This window comes from Mesorhizobium sp. ORS 3428 (assembly GCF_001854785.1).
Classification (GTDB): domain Bacteria; phylum Pseudomonadota; class Alphaproteobacteria; order Rhizobiales; family Rhizobiaceae; genus Mesorhizobium.
The window spans coordinates 33616-49710 of the sequence record NZ_MDFL01000014.1; the positions used below are offsets into that span (position 1 = coordinate 33616).

Below are 16095 nucleotides of genomic sequence, written 5' to 3' on the forward strand. Positions count from 1 at the left end.
ATTGCGAATCCTTGGGGCTTCGCCAAGCTGGACCATTGAGACGGACGCATGGGCTACACGCTCAATTTCAACCTGATCTGGCGVCATTTCGACAAGCTCTCGGGCGGGCTGCTGCTCAGCCTCGAGCTTGCCGTGATCTCGATCGCCATCGGCATCGTCATTGGGCTGGTGCTGGCGGTCTGGTATGTCTCGGCCGGGCGCGTCGTGCGCGGCGTCATCGCGGCTTACGTCGAATTCATCCGCAACGTGCCGCTGATCCTGCTGGTCTATCTGGTCTTCTACGGGCTGCCGACCGTCATCGACCTCGCCTACAGCGCGCAGACCTCCTTCGTAGCGACTCTGGCCCTTTACAGCGGCGCCTATCTGGTCGAGGTGTTCCGCTCCGGCCTGGAGGCGGTGCCGCGCGGCCAGATCGACGCCGGCAAGGCGATCGGCCTGACGCCATGGCAGCGTCTGCTGCATGTGCGGCTGCCGACGATGATGCGCATCACGCTGCCGGCGCTCTCCAACACCTTCATCTCGCTGTTCAAGGACACGTCCGTCGCGTCCGTCATCTCGGTGCCGGAACTGACCTACGGCGCGCAGTGGATCAACTTCAACACCTTCCGCATCGTCGAGGTCTATCTGGTGGTGACGGCGATGTATCTGGTAACGGGCTACGCCCTTCTCTTTGCGCTACGGCTCGTCGAGCGCTGGTACAGGACGGCGCGCTGATGCTTGGCCAGATCGCCTATGCCCTGCCGTTCCTCGCCCAAGGCTTCGCGCTGACCCTGTGGGTATCGCTGCTGGTCGTGGTGCTGTCGCTGATTGCCGGCGTCGTCCTCGGCGTCGGCCTCGTCTACGGACCGACGCCGCTGCGCTGGGCGGTACGCATCTTCAGCGACACCATCCGCGGCATTCCGATCCTGGTGCTGATCTTCTTCGTCTATTACGGCCTGCCGGCGGTCGGTGTTCACCTGCAGTCCTTCTGGGCCGCAGTGCTGGCGCTGACCCTGTTCAAGACAGCCCAGGTCGTCGAGTATCTGCGCGGCGCGGTCGCCTCGATCCCGAAGGGACAATCGGAAGCGGCCATGGCGATCGGCCTGACCTTCCGGCAGCGGCTCRCCTACGTCATCTTCCCGCAGGCCTTCCGCCGTTTCCTGCCGCCTTGGATCAACGGCGTCACCGACGCGGTGAAGGGCAGCGCGCTGGTTTCGCTGCTCGGCATCACCGATCTGATGCAGGCCGTCAACCAGGTCATCGGCCGCACCTATGAGGCGATGCCGCTCTATATCCTCGGCGCTCTCATCTACTTCGCCGTCAACTACGCGCTCTCGCTCGCCAGCCGGCGGCTCGAGCAGCGCTTCGCCTTCATCCGGGAATAGCACGATGGCCACCAACTCCAACGACAGCCCAGCACTGCTCGATATCGCCGAGGTCTCGAAATCCTTCGGTTCCGTCGAGGTGCTGCGTTCGGTCAGTCTCAAGGTGGCGAAGGGTGAGGTGGTCACCATCATCGGCCCGTCYGGCAGCGGCAAGACGACGCTGCTGCGCTGCGTGAACTTTCTCGAAAGCTACGACAGCGGCTCGATCCGCATCGACGGCAAGGAGGTCGGATTTCGCGATGGCGGCGCGCGGCAGAGGCGCAGCGAACGCGACTTGGCCGCGATGCGCGCCGAGACCGGCATGGTGTTCCAGAGCTTCAATCTGTTCCCGCATCTGACGGCCGCCGGCAACATCATGCTCGGCCTCACCAAGGTGCGCGGCAAGAGCAAGGCGGAAGCGCGCTCGATCGCCGAGCATTGGCTGGGCCGGGTCGGCCTCGCCCACAAGGCCGACAGCCTGCCCGCCGAATTGTCCGGCGGCCAGCAGCAGCGCGTCGGCATTGCGCGCGCAGTGGCCATGGAGCCGAAGATCCTGCTGCTCGACGAGATCACCTCGGCGCTCGATCCGGAACTCGTCGGCGAGGTGCTGGCTGTCGTGCGCAGCCTCGCCGAGGACGGCATGACCATGGTGATGGTGACGCATGAAATGGCCTTCGCCCGCGATGCCTCCAGCCGCATCGTCTTCATGGCCGATGGCGGCGTCAGCGCCGTCGGCCCGCCGAAAGAGGTTCTCGCGGCGGAGACCACCAATKAGCGCCTCCGTACCTTCCTTGCGCGCTTCCGCGCCTCGCATTTCTGACATGGGCAAAAGCGCCCAAGGGAGCCTTCTTCCATGACGCCCTACACCCGGCTCGCAGAACTCGGCCTGACGCTGCCTGAGCCGCCGACCCCCATTGCCAATTTCGTCACCCATGCCGAGAGCGGCCGGCTGATCTTCCTCTCCGGCCAAGGGCCGCTGCGCGCCGACGGCACGCTTTTTACCGGCAAGGTCGGCGAGGACGTAACCGTCGAGCAAGCCTATGAGCATGCCCGTCTCACCGGGCTCAACCTGCTTGYCGTGATGCATGCGGCGGTGGGCGACCTCAGCCGCATCGTGCGCGTCGTCAAGCTGCTCGGCTTCGTCAACGCCACGCCGACCTTCAGCGACCATCCCAAGGTGGTCAATGGCTGTTCCGATCTCTTCGCCGATGTCTTCGATAAGATCGGCGGCCATGCGCGCTCGGYGATCGGCGTCGGCTCGCTGCCTGGCAACATCACTGTCGAAATCGAAGCGGTCGTCGAGATCGCGGCCTGACATCAACTGGACCTGCTGCCATGAAAACCTATTCCGACACCGGCTCCAACTCCAYGATTCGCGAGCGGCTGGGCTTGAGGCCTATYATCAACGTGTCCGGCACGATGACGACGTTGGGCGCCTCGATCATCGTTCCTGAGGCGATCCGCGCCATGGCCGAGATCGCCTCGCAATGGGTGGAGATRGACGATCTGCAGCGCGCCGCGAGCGCGGTCGTAGCGCGCCTGACCGGCGGCGAGGCCGGCTTCATCACCGCCTGCTGCGCCAGCGGCATCACCATGGCGATCGCAGGCACCATGACAGGCACGAATCTTTTGGCGATCGAGCGCCTGCCRGACGACACCGAAGGCCTGAAGTCCGAAGTCGTCATCCAGCTCGGCCACATCGTCAACTACGGCGCGCCGATCGACCAGTCGATCCGCGTCRCCGGCGCCAAGGTGGTGCCGGCGGGCACCGTCAGCGTCACGCAGGACTACCACGTGCGCGAAGCGATCAACGAGCGCACGGCGGCGGCGCTTTACGTCGTCGCGCACCACACGGTGCAATACGGCATGCTTTCGCTGGAGGAGTTCTGCGAGATCTGTCACGCCAAGGGTGTGCCGGTGATCGTCGACGCCGCCTCGGAATACGACCTGCGCGGCTTTCTCGCTCGCGGCGCCGACGTCGTCGTCTATAGCGGCCACAAATTCCTGAGCGGCCCGACCAGCGGCATCGTCACCGGCCGCAAGGACCTCGTTCGAGCGGCCTATCTGCAGAACCGCGGCGTAGCCCGGGCCATGAAGGTCGGCAAGGAAAGCATCGCCGGCACCATGGCGGCGCTCGAAGCCTGGGAGAAGCGCGACCATGCCGGCATCCGCCGTCGCGAGGAGGCTGCGCTCAATCTGTGGAAGGACGCCCTCCAGGGTATCCCCGGCATCGGCGCCCAGATCGTCCCCGACCCGACCGCCAATCCGCTCGACCGCCTCCAGGTGTTTGTGCGCCCGGAAAGCCGCTTTACCGCAGCCGGCCTCGCCGCAGCACTTGCCGCCGGATCGCCGCCGGTCATCGTGCGTAATCACGAGGTCGAGCGCGGCCACTTCTTCCTCGACCCCTGCAACCTCCATCCCGGCGAGGCCGAGATCGTCGCCGAGCAGATGCGGGCCGTGCTGACCGCAAAGGATCGGCCGGCGGACGCAATGAAGGYGGCACGCAAGGATTCTGCCGGCGCGCTGCGCTGGCCGGACTAGGCTCGCGGTGTGGAATAGATTATTTCATCGGAAATTCCATCGATGGATGATTCCCGTCCCTCGCTATTGCCCCCTTAGGAGGACCGCAAAAATGGATATTCCAAGACTTGGCGAATGTAGATTTGACGAACGCGACGGCTGCTACGTTAGCGATCCTATCTCGTTGGCGGTTATGAATGGGGACAAATGCCGAATACTCGTTGAAGGATACGACGAAGATCCTCCAGTTGAAGATTTCCACGAAGCAATTGCAAACTTCTTGGAAGCGCCCAATACCGTTCTAACGGCTGCAGAACCGCATATCTTCAAATATTATCTAGACGTCAAAGCAAGCATTGAAACAGAAGATGATTTTCCATCTATCGGCTCGCCCTCTGAGATATGGCAATTCGTTCAGCTTGGCGCAGAGGCCATCGTTAGCCGCCGGCCCTATGGTGATAATGGCATATATGTCTCGCTCGAGTGCGAATGTGATTGGRAGCCTGAACACGGCCTTCAGATCGTTTTCAAGAATGGTGCCGTCGTAAATAAGGTGGGGCCATATGATGGCCACCTCACAAACTCAGACGCCTATGCTGACAGCACTCTCGARAATGTTGTCTATCGCTAACTAGCCCCAGCGTCAGGCGTCACCATACGATGTTCGGGCAGTGTCTCCGAGCTAAAGGCTTGCTAGATGCTTTCGACTGTCGCGAAGAGGCGGTGCGCGGTAGTCACCACATCCTTGCGGCTGACGGCGAATTCCGCTAAGGCGCGCCTTTGCCGCCGGGAGCGAAACCTTGACCGATCAGCGTGCCGACGTCGCCATCATCATGGGCAGCCAGTCCGACTGGGCGACGATGCGCCAGGCGGCGGAAACGCTGGATGCGCTGGGCATTCCGCACAAAAGGCTGATCGTTTCGGCGCACCGCACGCCTGACCGCCTCTATGAATTCGCCAAGGGCGCAAAGGCGGCCGGCTACAAGGTCATCATCGCCGGCGCCGGCGGCGCGGCGCATCTGCCCGGCATGACGGCGGCGATGACGCCGCTGCCGGTCTTCGGCGTGCCGGTCGAATCCAAGGCATTGTCCGGCCAGGATTCGCTGCTCTCCATCGTGCAGATGCCGGCGGGCATCCCGGTCGGCACGCTGGCAATCGGCAAGGCTGGCGCCGCCAATGCGGCGCTGCTCGCCGCCGCGGTCCTGGCTCTGAATGACGAAAAACTCGCGGCCCGGCTCGACGCATGGCGCGCCGCCCAGACCGCGAAGGTCGCTACCGAACCGGCGGACACGCCGTGAGCCTGGTGCAGGGATCGACCATCGGGATCATCGGCGGCGGCCAACTCGGCCGCATGCTGGCGATGGCCGCCGCGCGCCTCGGTTACCGCACCAACGTGCTGGAGCCGCAGGCCGATTGCCCGGCGGCCCAGGTCGCCAACCGGCAGATCGTCGCCGCCTATGACGATCCCGCAGCGCTTGCCGAATTGGCTGGCGCCAGCGCCGTCGTCACCTACRAGTTCGAGAATGTCCCGGTTGCGGCAGCGGAGACGCTCGCCGCGCGCGTCCCCGTCTATCCGCCGGCCCGCGCCCTCGAAGTCGCGCAGGATCGCCTGGCCGAGAAGAATTTTCTGAACGGCATCGGCATTCCGACGGCGGAATTCTGTCCCGTCGACAATGACGACGAGCTGACTGCGGCGCTGAAAAAATTCAGCGGCAGCGGCGTGCTGAAGACGCGCCGCCTGGGCTATGACGGCAAAGGCCAGCGCGTCTTCCGCAACATGGAAACGGGCGGCTTTGCCGGCACCTGCGAGGCGATGGGCAATGTGCCGCTGATCCTCGAATCGATGGTCGATTTCGAGCGCGAGATTTCGGTGATCGCCGCGCGTGGGATGGATGGCAGGATCGCCGCCTACGATCCGGCCGAGAACGTCCATCGCGAAGGCATTCTGCGCACTTCCACCCTGCCGGCTGCGATCGGTCCGGAAACCGCCTCGGCGGCCAAGGAGGCAGCGGCAAAGATCCTCGCGGCGCTCGACTATGTCGGCGTCATCGCCGTGGAATTCTTTGTCCTTGCCGACGGCTCGCTGCTGGCCAACGAGCTTGCTCCGCGCGTCCATAATTCCGGCCACTGGACGGAAGCCGCCTGCATCGTCTCCCAGTTCGAGCAGCATATCCGCGCCGTCGCCGGGCTGACGCTCGGTTCGCCCGCCCGGCATTCCGACTGCGTGATGGAAAACCTGATCGGCGACGATATGTTGAAAGTGCCGGCGCTGCTCGCCGAGCCCGAGCTGATGCTGCATCTCTACGGCAAGGTGGAATCGCGTCCCGGYCGCAAGATGGGCCATTTCACGCGGATTCGTCGCTGAAGCAATGCCAGGAAAAGCATGTCCGGAATTGCGTCGAACGGACGCTGACGCCGCGACTACTGCATATCCTGATCTTCGTCCTCGTCCGGACTGGCGCAGCTCGGATCGCCTTCCTGGCAACTGGGGCCGGAGGTGAGCTGCTTGGTGCGCTCGTTGGTCAGCTCCGTCAGGCATTGCGAGACCTCCATCGGATGGATGGAGCCGCCTTCGCTGCCGGCGGTCGCATAGGCGCATTCGGCGTCGCGGAAGGCGATCCAGGCGCGCTGTGCCGTCTGCAGCAACTTGTTGGCCTTCTCGCCATTGCGGCCGACAATGTCCTTGTAGGCGGCGTTGAGCTTGGCATCGGCCGCCTGAAAATCGACCCCGGCGCAGATGGTCATCATCGACTGGCTGTCGTCGTTGCGGTCGCACGCCTCGGCCCAGGCGGCCGGAGCCGATGCCAGGACGACGAGGCAGGCGGACAGAATGAGGCGGCGCATGATGGGTCTCCGGTCGCTTCGCTCGGGGCCGCACCATTCCAGCCGCCTCTGAGACGCGCAATGCCGCGCGATCCGGATGGCGAATATTTGATCGGCGCGCCATTTGCAGCATAAGAGCCGCCCGCTTGCGGTTGACACGGACAAGGCTCCTCGTTTATGAGCCACGCAAGTTCAGGGCGCGCTTTTTCGGGCGCGCCTTTAAATTTCGGCCCGGGACCGGGCCTCGACCGAACAGGCAAGACCATGAAGATCAAGAATTCGCTCAAGGCGCTCAAGGCGCGTCACCGCGACAACCGGCTGGTTCGCCGCAAGGGGCGCATCTACATCATCAACAAGACCGCTCCGCGCTACAAGGCGCGCCAGGGCTGAGACTTGCGCGCGGCTTAAATGCATGTCGCCCAAAAGTGCTCAGCGGTTTTAGGCGAACGACATGCATAAAACAGCGCGCCCGCTGATGTCGATGGCCGGTTCGCCGGCCCTTTCACGCTAAAAATCATTTTGACGAACCGCGCCCCGGGACTAGATTCCTGTGATGCGGATTCTTTTTGCATTTTTCGCCRCCCTGCCCCTCTTCGGCACAGCCCTGCCCGCATGGGCGGCAGATCAGGCCGCGCCGCCAGCCAATTCGCCTCCACCTGCCATCACACCGCCGCCGCCCGCTCCGACCAAGCAGGGCCGCCTTGACCAGCTCTTTGTCGATCTCAAGCGCGAGCGCAACGAAAAGGCTGCCGAACGCATCGCCGGCCGCATCTGGAATGAGTGGAACCAGTCCGGCAGCGCCTCGATCGACCTGATGATGCAATGGGCGCAGAAGGCGACGGAAGACCAGAAATACGACGTCGCGCTCGATTTCCTTGACCAGGTGGTGACGCTGCAGCCGAATTATGCCGAAGGCTGGAACCGCCGCGCCACCGTGCATTTCCTGATGAAGAACTATGGGAAGTCRATGTCCGACATCGACCACACCCTGCACCTCGAGYCCCGCCATTTCGGCGCTCTCTCCGGCCTCGCGCAGATCATGGCCGAAACCGGCCACAAGCAGTCGGCGCTGGAAGYCTGGCAGAAGGTACTCGCCATCTATCCGATGATGCGCAGCGCCCAGGACCAGGTCTCGACGCTTTCGGAAGAACTGGCCGGCGAAGGCATTTGATATCTTTAGGGGAGTAAGGGAATAGGGGAGTAAGGCAGTAAGTGAGTGGCGCAGATTGCGTTGCGGAACACAAAACCCTGCTCCCCTACTCCCTAATCCCCTACTCCCCTACTCCCAACTAGTTCCGCCTCGCACTTCCTCCGCATGATCCTCGTCTTCACCGCGCTCCTCCTCGTTGCTGCATTCCTCTTCGTCCTTGCCGGCATCGCCCGTGCGGGCACTTGGCTGATCGAGGGCCGCAATCCGCCGGACGGTGAATTCGCCGACATCGACGGCGCCCGCATCCATTATGTGCGTGTGCCGGCGCCCGCTGGCGCTGATCTGCCGCCGGTCGTCTTCATCCACGGCGCCAGCGCCAACCTCAAGGACCAGATGCTGCCGCTCCGGCCGCTGCTCGAAGGCCGCGCCGAGTTGCTGTTCCTCGACCGGCCGGGGTTCGGCTGGTCGGAGCGCGRCACCAACGAAACGCTGGCGTCGCAGGCCGATACAGCCGCTGCGCTGATGGAGCGCCTCGGCATCGAAAAGGCGATCATCGTTGGCCATTCCTTCGGCGGCGCGATCACCACCGCCTTTGCCCGCAARCATCCCGGAAAAACGCTCGGCCTGGTCTTCCTGGCGCCCGTCAGCCATGCCTGGCCTGGCGGCGCGACCGCCTGGTACTACAAGCTGACCGCCATTCCGGTGCTCGGCTGGCTGTTTTCCGAAACCGTGGCCTGTCCGGCGGGCATGCTGCAGATCGGCAACGCCACGGCCTGCGTGTTTTCGCCGAACCATGTGCCCAAGGGCTATATCGGCGAGGTCTCGATCCCGCTGGTGCTGAGGCCGCGTGYGTTCCGCGCCAACGCCCGCGACGTCGCCCAGCTATACGATTATGTGCGCGCGGCCTCGCCAGGCTACCGCGCAATCAAGGCGCCGACTGTCGTCATTTCGGGTGACCGCGATAAGGTGGTCTACGCCACGATCCATTCAGTCGGCCTGGAGCGCGACATTCCCGGCGCCGAGYTCGTCTGGGTCCGCAATCTCGGCCACAAGCCCGACTGGATCGCGCCCGATCTCGTCGTCGGCGCAATCGGGAAAGTGGCTGGCGAGGCCGTCGACCTCGAGGCAATCGCAAGCATTGTGGAACGTCGCATCGCCGGCGACACCCAGGGCGCCGGGAGATTTCCGGAACTCAAGGCGCCGGACGCCGAACTGGCGCCAGGCTAAGCTCCGAGCGAAGGCTCGAGATTCAGGTCAGATCGGCCTCGCCTGAATATCTACCTTAATGCGTCTCCGACCCGACATACGCGATGCGCAGCATGTTGGTAGAGCCGGGCGTCCTCAGTGGCACGCCGGCGGTGATGATGACGCGGTCGCCCGGCTTGCCGAAACCCTCTTCGAGGGCGATGCGGCAGGCGCGGTCGACCATATCGTCGAGGTCGGTCGCATCCGGCGAAACGACGCAATGCGTGCCCCACAAGAGCGACAGCCGGCGCGCCGTGTTGACGATCGGCGACAGCGCCACGATCGGCACCTGCGGCCGCTCGCGCGCGGCGCGCAGGCCTGTGGTGCCGGAAGCCGTGTAGGAGATGATTGCCGACAGTCTCAGCGTCTCGGCGATCTCGCGCGCGGCGAGCGAAATCGCGTCGGCCCCGGTCGCTTCCGGCTCCGAGCGCTGCGCGTTGATGATGCCGGCATAATTCGGGTCGGTTTCGACCTTGGTCGCGATGCGGTTCATCGTGGCGACCGCCTCGACCGGATAGGCGCCGGCGGCCGATTCGGCCGAAAGCATGATCGCGTCAGCGCCCTCGAAAACGGCGATCGACACGTCGGACACTTCGGCGCGGGTCGGCACCGGCGCGGTGATCATCGATTCCAGCATCTGCGTCGCGATCACCACCGGCTTGCCGGCGCGGCGCGCGGCGCGCGTGATCTGCTTCTGGATGCCGGGCACGGCTTCCAGCGGCATCTCGACGCCGAGATCGCCGCGCGCCACCATCAGCGCGTCGGAGAGCTCGATGATCTCGGCCAGGCGAGCGACCRCCTGCGGCTTTTCGATCTTGGCCATGATCAGGGCCCGGCCGCGCGCGATCTTGCGGGCCTCCGCCAGATCCTCGGGCCTCTGCACGAAGGACAGCGCTACCCAGTCGACGCTTGCCGCCAACACCGCGTCGAGATCGGCACGGTCCTTCTCGGTCAGCGCRCCGACCGGCAGGTCGGTGTCGGGCAGGCTGWCGCCCTTCTTGTCGGAAATGCCGGTGCCGGCGACGACCGTGCAAGTGATCGACTTGCCGTCGCTCTTCACCGCCTTGAGCTCCAGCTTGCCGTCGTCGATCAAAAGACGGTGACCGGCTTCGACCGAGCTCAGGATTTCGGGATGCGGCAGGTAGACACGRCTGGACGAGCCGGGTTCCGGATTGTCGTCGAGCGTGAAGCTCTGGCCGACGGTCAGCGTTTCCTTGCCGTTGGCGAACTTGCCGACCCTGAGCTTCGGCCCCTGCAGGTCGGCGAGGATGCCGATCGGCCGGCCGACTGCCGCCTCGACGGCGCGGATGCGACCGACGAGCGTGCGCATCAGCTCGTGGTCGGTGTGGCTCATATTGATGCGGAAGACATCGGCGCCCGCTTCGAACAGCTTTCTCAGCATCTCCTCGGAGGAGGAAGCCGGACCGATGGTGGCGAGGATCTTGACCTTGCGGTTACGTCTCATTGACTGTTTGTTCCCGGAGCGGGGGCCGCTGGCGCGCCGCCCGTTGCGGGCTCGTCGGTCAGCTGGACCATCCAGCTTGCCTGCTCGCCCGTGTCATATTCCTGAAATCCGGCGYGCTGGAAGCCCCGGGCGACGCAATCATTCACGCCGGCGATCTTGAACTCTTTCTCGGCCACGCACATGTTGATCGGGCCGTCCCAACGCCCGCCGCGCTCGGCGTCTTCTGCATAAAGATAGTAAAACCTTGATGACAGGGGACCCTCGATCAGCGTCTTGCAGGTCGAGCCTTCGATGTGCCACCAGCCTTCGGTGATCCAGCCGGCCTTGGCGCGATAGCCGATGCCGACGCCCACCAGATTTTGCGTGGCATTGCAGACGCGGAAGTCGGCCCGGGCCGACGAGGTCGCGGCGACCACGCACAGACCCGCGCCAAAGATCAGGAGCGGCAGGGTCAGGCGCTTGCGCAGCCTGCCGGCGAAACCCATTCCAAATCCCTTCGCGAACCACATTTGCATCTCTCGAAGCCTTTTCAGCAAACTCCGGGCGCATGTCAACGCGCCGCTTTGTTCAATTCCAATCGATTTAGAAGGGCTTGGCGCCCGATAAGTCGCCCCATCCAAGATTTTTTGCAGAAACCTTGGCCAAACAACGGCATTGCGCCTGCGTCCTCTTCGTGGAATGACGATACCAGCCTGCCTGGTAGCCAGCGAACAGACCGTTTTCAGCCGATGACCCGATCCACAGTTTTCGCGCCTTTCGACATCGTCGAGGGCGACCGCAAGAAAGGCATCGTGCTTCTGGCCGATCATGCCCACCGCGACCTGCCGGAGGAGTATGGCAGCCTCGGCCTGCCGGCCGAAGAATTCGAACGCCATATCGCCTACGACATCGGCGTCGAGACGGTGACGCGCGAACTGGCGGCGGCGCTCGACGCGCCGGCCGTGCTCGCCGGCTTCTCGCGGCTTTTGATTGACCCCAACCGCGGCGAGGACGACCCGACGCTGATCCGCCAGCTCTATGACGGCACCATCGTGCCGGGAAACTATCCCATGGCCGATGCGGAACGGGAGAAACGGCTCGACAGGTATTATCGGCCCTACCACGATGCCGTCGGCGCGATGATTTCCTCCGTCGCCCACGCCTCGGGGAAAGCGCCGTTCATCTTCTCGGTGCATTCCTTCACCCCGCGCATGCAAGGCTTTATCCGGCCTTGGCATGTCGGCATCCTGTGGGATCTGGACGACCGCGTGGCGCGGCCGCTGATCGATATGCTGGCCGAAGACAAGGCGCTCATCGTCGGCGACAACGAGCCCTATGACGGCGCGCTGCGCGGCGACACCATGTTCCGCCACGCCATCGTCAACGGCTACGCCCACGCACTGATCGAGATCCGCCAGGACTTGATCGCCGACCGCGAAGGCGCTCTTGCATGGGTGGAGCGGCTGGCCCCCATCGTTGACGCCATCGACCGCCGTGCCGATATACACGAGGTGAAGATGTTCGGCTCGCGCACCGGGCCGGTGTGACGGGCCCCAATGCATGTCTCTCGGGACAAGACATGCGTAAATCAAAAACCCAAAGCGCATGGAGCGAATCTGAAAAATCGCGACGCGCTTTAAGCCCACGGAGTTCCATGCAATGACCGAACTCAGCGACGAGCAGAAACGCGATTTCGAGGCCGCCGCCTTCCGTCGGCTGGTCGGGCACCTGCGCGAGCGCGGCGACGTCCAGAACATCGACCTGATGAACCTCGCCGGCTTCTGCCGCAACTGCCTGTCCAACTGGTATCGCGAGGCCGCCGAAGCCGACGGCGTTGCCCTCTCGAAGGATGAATCCCGCGAGATCATCTACGGCATGCCCTACGCCGAATGGCAGGCGCTCAACCAGACCGAGGCCTCCGAGGCCAAGAAGGCCGAGTTCGAGGCAAGGCGCCCGAAGGATCATTAGTGATGCCGATCACTTCGCGACTTCGTCATCCTAGGGCGAAGCAGTCGCGAAGCGACGGCGCGGAGACCCTAGGATGACGAACGGAGAGGCGTTTCTGCAACCTCCAAAGCCGCAGCATGCCTCGAACGAAACCGACCCCTCGGTCGCCTCCTGGTCCAAGCACTTCCGCAAAGCGGTCCTTGACTGCCGATTGAATCGATCTAATTTGCCGCGCGAAGCCATTGGCGTAGCGGACTTCGGACTGTGAGCAAGAAGAACTTCATGCAGGCCGCGATCCGCGGTCGCTGGGCCGTTGCCGGCATTTTCCTGGCCAATGGCTTCCTGACCGGTAGCTGGGCGCCGCAGATCCCGGTGTTCCTCACCCGGCTCGACATCTCGAAATTCACGCTCGGCCTGCTGATCCTGCTGTTCGGCATCGGCGCCGTGATCGCGATGACCTGGTGCGGCCATCTCATTGCCAGGCGCGGTTCGCGCACAATGGTGCGCTGGTTCGGCCTCTGCGGCAGCTTCGGCCTGCTGGTCGTGGCGCTCGCGCCCAACGTGCCGCTCGCGGCCATCGCCATGCTCCTCTTCGGCGGCTCGATCGGCGGCATGGACGTCGCCATGAACTCCAACRCCGTCGTCGTGGAACGGCGGCTCTCCCGCGCGATCATGTCGTCCTCGCATGGCTTCTGGAGCCTCGGCGGTTTCGCCGGCGGCGCGCTTGGCGGCTACGCGATCCAGAACTACGGCTATCTCGCGCATGCGATCGTCGTGACGGCAATCGCCTTCGCAGTGATCGCGCTTGCCATCGGCTACCTCGTCGCGGAGGACAAGCTGCAAATTGCCGGGCATCAGAAATTCGCCCTGCCCCGGCACACGGTGGTTTATCTGGTCGGGCTCATGGCGCTCCTCACCATGGTCTCCGAGGGCGCCGTGCTCGACTGGGCAGCGCTTTATCTCAACCAGGAGCTCGGCGCCGATCTCGCGGTTGCYGGCCTCGCCTATGCCGCCTTCTCCGGCGTCATGGCCCTCATGCGCTTCCTGGGCGACGGCGTGCGCAACCGCTTCGGCGCTGTGGCGACGCTGCGCGGCTCGGCGCTCGTCGCCGCCGCCGGCATGTTCGTGGCGGGCCTGTCGCCGTCCCCTTACCTTGCGATTGCCGCCTTCGCCTTCTGCGGCTTCGGCATCGCCAACATGGTGCCGATCCTGTTCTCGGCCGGCGGTAACCAGGAAGGCATGTCCTCCGGCACCGGAATGAGCGTCGTCACCACCATGGGCTATTCAGGCATCCTGGTGGCGCCGTCGGCGATCGGCTTCGCCGCCGAGCGCTCGAGCTTCGGCCCGATCTTCATCGCGCTCTCCGGCCTGCTTGTCGTCGTGCTGTTGATGGCGGGGCTGGCTCACCGGGCGGAATTCGCCGCCGAACCGGYGCCGGCGGAGTAGCGCTTCAGCTCCTCATGCAGGAAGTCCGCCACGCGGCGGATGCGCATGCTGGTCCGCACGTCGCGATGCATGGCGAGCCACACCGGCAGGCTGGGCAAAGGCAAATCCGGCAGCAGCTTCTCCAGATCCGGATCGCAGTCCGCCAGCGGCTCCTGGCCGATGCCGATACCGTTGCCGGCCYGCACTGCCTGCCACAGCACGATCTGGTTGTCGGTCCTGAAGCGGAAGTGGCTGCGGCCGACCGGAATGCCGTAAGCGGTGAACCCGCGAATGATCTCGTCGCTGCGATCRAAGCCGACCAGGGCGTGATCGGCAAGCTCGGAGGGCTTTTCCGGCCGGCCACATCGGTCGAGATAGGATTTCGTCGCGCACACGCAGAGCGCAATGTCGGTGACCTTGCGCGCCACCAGCTCGTTCTGCGCCGGCCTGACCATGCGGATGGCGATGTCGGCGTCGCGGCGCAGCAGGTTTTCGACCTGGTTCGAGGCGACGATCTCGAGCTCGATCCCAGGCTCCTCCTCGCCAAGACGCGCCATCATCTGAGGCAGCACGCAGGCCGCGACCACCTCTGAGGCCGCGATGCGCACCGTGCCCTCGATCGCCTCGACCGAGCCCAGCGCCAGCAGCGAGAAGGCATTGGCCTGCTCGCTGACCGCCCGCCCGCGTTCGTAGAGCGCGCTGCCCGCCTCGGTCAGTTCGTAGCCGCGCCGCCCGCGCCGGAACAGCGTGACGCCGAGCGCCTGCTCCAGCTCGGCGACATGACGGCCGAGCGTCGGCTGGCTCGATGCCAGCCTGCGGGCGGCGGCCGAAAGGCTACCGGTCTCGGCGACGGCGACGAAGCTCTTGATCAGGTTCCAGTCGAATTCATTCATTCATTTTCGAATATCAGATCGCCAAACTCAGTCAATTTCCATTCGTTTCCGGAGGGGCCAGATTAAGCGGGCAAACGCAAGCAGCGGAGACGAAAATGACCAAGATCGCAATTCTGGGCGCCAATGGCCGGCTCGGCCGCGTGGTCGCCAAGGCCTTCATCGATGCCGGTTTCGACGTCCGAACCGTCACCCGCACCGGCAAGGTGCCGGCGGAGCTCAGAGGCGCCGCGGCGGTCGCCGGCGATGCGCTCGACCGCCAATCGTTGATCCGCGCCACGGAAGGCGTCGACATCATCTTCAACGGCCTGAACCCGATCTACACCGACTGGGGTAAGTGCCTTCCGATGGCTGAGAACGTCATGGCCGCCTGCCGGGCGAACGGCGCGCTGCATCTCTTCCCCGGCACGGTCTACAATTACGGCTCGCCGATGCCGCAGGTGATCACCGAGGAGACGCCGTTCCATCCAACCACCGAGAAGGGCCGCATCCGTGTTGCCATGGAGGACCTTTTCCGCCGCGAGGCCGACGCCGGCCGGGTGCGCACCATTCTGCTGAGGGCCGGCGACTTCTTCGGCGGCACCGGCACCGGCTCCTGGTTCGACCTCGTCGTTGCCGCCAAGATGAAGAAGGGCACCTACACTGCTYCGGGCCCGGCCGACCTCGTGCATGAATGGGCCTATCTGCCGGACTTTGCGGTCGCCYTTGTCGGGCTGGCGCGCAATCTCGACAAGCTCGGCTTCTACGAGGCGTTGAATTTCCCGGGCCACGCCGTCACCGACCTCGAGATCAAGGCCGCCGCCGAGAAGGCGCTCGGCCGCAAGCTGAAGCTCAGCTTCATGCCCWGGTGGGTGCTGCGCGCCGGCAGCCCGTTCGTGGCGATGTGGCGCGAGATCGTCTCGATGTCCTATCTTCGCTTCGAAGCGCACCGGCTGGTCTCGACGCGGCTCGAAGAAGTGATCGGCGAAATACCGCACACGCCGCTYGACCAAGCTGTAAGGGAAGCCATCCACGATATCGGCATCGCCGTCGCGCCCTCGCGCAAGGCCGCCTGATCAAAGCAAAGAACATCCGGCAAACGAAATGCCCGGGCTTCGGAGGCCCGGCCGTAAATCGATCAAATCCGACCCATCAGCAACAGGATCAGCAGAACGATCAAAAGAACGCCGACGATTCCCGACGGCCCGTAGCCCCAGGCGCGCGAATATGGCCACGCCGGCACGGCGCCGATCAGGATCAAAATCAGGATGATGATGAGAAGTGTGCTGATCGTCATGGTAGCCCTCGCCGTATGGTTGAATTCAAAAG

The 16095-nt window shown here is 64.3% G+C and carries 20 protein-coding genes; 15 read left to right on the plus strand and 5 right to left on the minus strand.

The window, feature by feature from the left end; genetic code table 11:
• Nucleotides 1-48 precede the first annotated feature (48 nt).
• From ORS3428_RS04080 to ORS3428_RS04115, 8 genes are all read left to right on the plus strand, one after another.
• On the plus strand, nt 49-714 hold the full coding sequence (locus ORS3428_RS04080; RefSeq protein WP_071094827.1) for an amino acid ABC transporter permease: 666 nt from the start codon (nt 49-51) through the stop codon (nt 712-714).
• The gene (locus ORS3428_RS04085; protein ID WP_071094829.1) at nt 714-1364 is read left to right on the plus strand and encodes an amino acid ABC transporter permease; all 651 of its coding nucleotides are present in this window, start codon (nt 714-716) and stop codon (nt 1362-1364) included. Before ORS3428_RS04080 ends, ORS3428_RS04085 begins: the two co-directional genes overlap by 1 nt.
• Nucleotides 1365-1368: 4 nt before the next feature.
• The gene (locus tag ORS3428_RS04090; protein WP_071094831.1) at nt 1369-2163 is read left to right on the plus strand and encodes an amino acid ABC transporter ATP-binding protein; all 795 of its coding nucleotides are present in this window, start codon (nt 1369-1371) and stop codon (nt 2161-2163) included.
• A 33-nt stretch (nt 2164-2196) separates the two neighbouring features.
• Nucleotides 2197-2658: a RidA family protein gene (locus ORS3428_RS04095; protein ID WP_071094834.1), complete on the plus strand. Its 462-nt coding sequence runs from the start codon at nt 2197-2199 to the stop codon at nt 2656-2658.
• Between the two features lie 20 nt (nt 2659-2678).
• Entirely contained in the window at nt 2679-3884 is a 1206-nt protein-coding gene (locus ORS3428_RS04100; RefSeq protein WP_071094836.1) for an aminotransferase class V-fold PLP-dependent enzyme, read from the plus strand.
• Between the two features lie 91 nt (nt 3885-3975).
• A complete protein-coding gene (locus tag ORS3428_RS32925; protein ID WP_131802834.1) occupies nt 3976-4494 on the plus strand; it encodes a DUF6985 domain-containing protein in 519 nt (172 codons plus the stop codon).
• A gap of 169 nt (nt 4495-4663) precedes the next feature.
• Nucleotides 4664-5161, plus strand: a complete 498-nt coding sequence (gene purE / locus ORS3428_RS04110; RefSeq protein WP_071094840.1) for a 5-(carboxyamino)imidazole ribonucleotide mutase — start codon at nt 4664-4666, stop codon at nt 5159-5161.
• A complete protein-coding gene (locus ORS3428_RS04115) occupies nt 5158-6228 on the plus strand; it encodes a 5-(carboxyamino)imidazole ribonucleotide synthase (protein WP_071095117.1) in 1071 nt (356 codons plus the stop codon). The genes purE and ORS3428_RS04115 overlap by 4 nt, the downstream gene beginning before the upstream one ends.
• Before the next feature lie 56 nt (nt 6229-6284).
• Here the strand turns inward: ORS3428_RS04115 and ORS3428_RS04120 are convergent, their stop codons facing one another.
• Nucleotides 6285-6707: a lysozyme inhibitor LprI family protein gene (locus ORS3428_RS04120; RefSeq protein WP_071094842.1), complete on the minus strand. Its 423-nt coding sequence runs from the start codon at nt 6705-6707 to the stop codon at nt 6285-6287.
• Between the two features lie 243 nt (nt 6708-6950).
• Between ORS3428_RS04120 and ykgO the strand changes: the two genes are divergently transcribed.
• From ykgO to ORS3428_RS04135, 3 genes are all read left to right on the plus strand, one after another.
• Nucleotides 6951-7076, plus strand: a complete 126-nt coding sequence (gene ykgO / locus ORS3428_RS04125) for a type B 50S ribosomal protein L36 (protein ID WP_040974291.1) — start codon at nt 6951-6953, stop codon at nt 7074-7076.
• Between the two features lie 163 nt (nt 7077-7239).
• On the plus strand, nt 7240-7857 hold the full coding sequence (locus ORS3428_RS04130) for a tetratricopeptide repeat protein (RefSeq protein WP_071094844.1): 618 nt from the start codon (nt 7240-7242) through the stop codon (nt 7855-7857).
• 144 nt (nt 7858-8001) lie between these two features.
• Nucleotides 8002-9063, plus strand: coding sequence for an alpha/beta fold hydrolase (locus ORS3428_RS04135; RefSeq protein WP_071094853.1), 1062 nt, complete (start codon nt 8002-8004; stop codon nt 9061-9063).
• 55 nt (nt 9064-9118) lie between these two features.
• Here ORS3428_RS04135 and pyk read toward each other — a convergent pair whose 3' ends face one another.
• Both pyk and ORS3428_RS04145 read right to left on the minus strand, forming a co-directional pair.
• Nucleotides 9119-10546 (minus strand): pyruvate kinase, encoded by a 1428-nt coding sequence (pyk, locus tag ORS3428_RS04140; protein WP_071094855.1) that lies wholly within the window; start codon nt 10544-10546, stop codon nt 9119-9121.
• Complete coding sequence (locus tag ORS3428_RS04145) at nt 10543-11031, minus strand: DUF1036 domain-containing protein (protein WP_071094857.1); 489 nt, start codon at nt 11029-11031, stop codon at nt 10543-10545. The genes pyk and ORS3428_RS04145 overlap by 4 nt, the downstream gene beginning before the upstream one ends.
• Before the next feature lie 243 nt (nt 11032-11274).
• Between ORS3428_RS04145 and ORS3428_RS04150 the strand changes: the two genes are divergently transcribed.
• The 3 genes from ORS3428_RS04150 (at nt 11275) to ORS3428_RS04160 (ending at nt 13918) form a co-directional block, all read left to right on the plus strand.
• Complete coding sequence (locus ORS3428_RS04150) at nt 11275-12072, plus strand: N-formylglutamate amidohydrolase (RefSeq protein ID WP_071094859.1); 798 nt, start codon at nt 11275-11277, stop codon at nt 12070-12072.
• A 112-nt stretch (nt 12073-12184) separates the two neighbouring features.
• The gene (locus tag ORS3428_RS04155) at nt 12185-12493 is read left to right on the plus strand and encodes a DUF1244 domain-containing protein (protein ID WP_071094860.1); all 309 of its coding nucleotides are present in this window, start codon (nt 12185-12187) and stop codon (nt 12491-12493) included.
• 261 nt (nt 12494-12754) lie between these two features.
• The gene (locus tag ORS3428_RS04160) at nt 12755-13918 is read left to right on the plus strand and encodes an MFS transporter (protein WP_071095120.1); all 1164 of its coding nucleotides are present in this window, start codon (nt 12755-12757) and stop codon (nt 13916-13918) included.
• Here ORS3428_RS04160 and ORS3428_RS04165 read toward each other — a convergent pair.
• Nucleotides 13876-14790, minus strand: a complete 915-nt coding sequence (locus tag ORS3428_RS04165) for a LysR family transcriptional regulator (RefSeq protein WP_071094861.1) — start codon at nt 14788-14790, stop codon at nt 13876-13878. The two genes, ORS3428_RS04160 and ORS3428_RS04165, sit on opposite strands and share 43 nt — an antisense overlap.
• 95 nt (nt 14791-14885) lie before the next feature.
• Between ORS3428_RS04165 and ORS3428_RS04170 the strand changes: the two genes are divergently transcribed.
• Nucleotides 14886-15842 (plus strand): SDR family oxidoreductase, encoded by a 957-nt coding sequence (locus tag ORS3428_RS04170; protein WP_071094862.1) that lies wholly within the window; start codon nt 14886-14888, stop codon nt 15840-15842.
• A gap of 62 nt (nt 15843-15904) precedes the next feature.
• Here ORS3428_RS04170 and ORS3428_RS04175 read toward each other — a convergent pair whose 3' ends face one another.
• On the minus strand, nt 15905-16063 hold the full coding sequence (locus tag ORS3428_RS04175; protein WP_071094864.1) for a DUF3309 family protein: 159 nt from the start codon (nt 16061-16063) through the stop codon (nt 15905-15907).
• Nucleotides 16064-16095 lie beyond the last annotated feature (32 nt).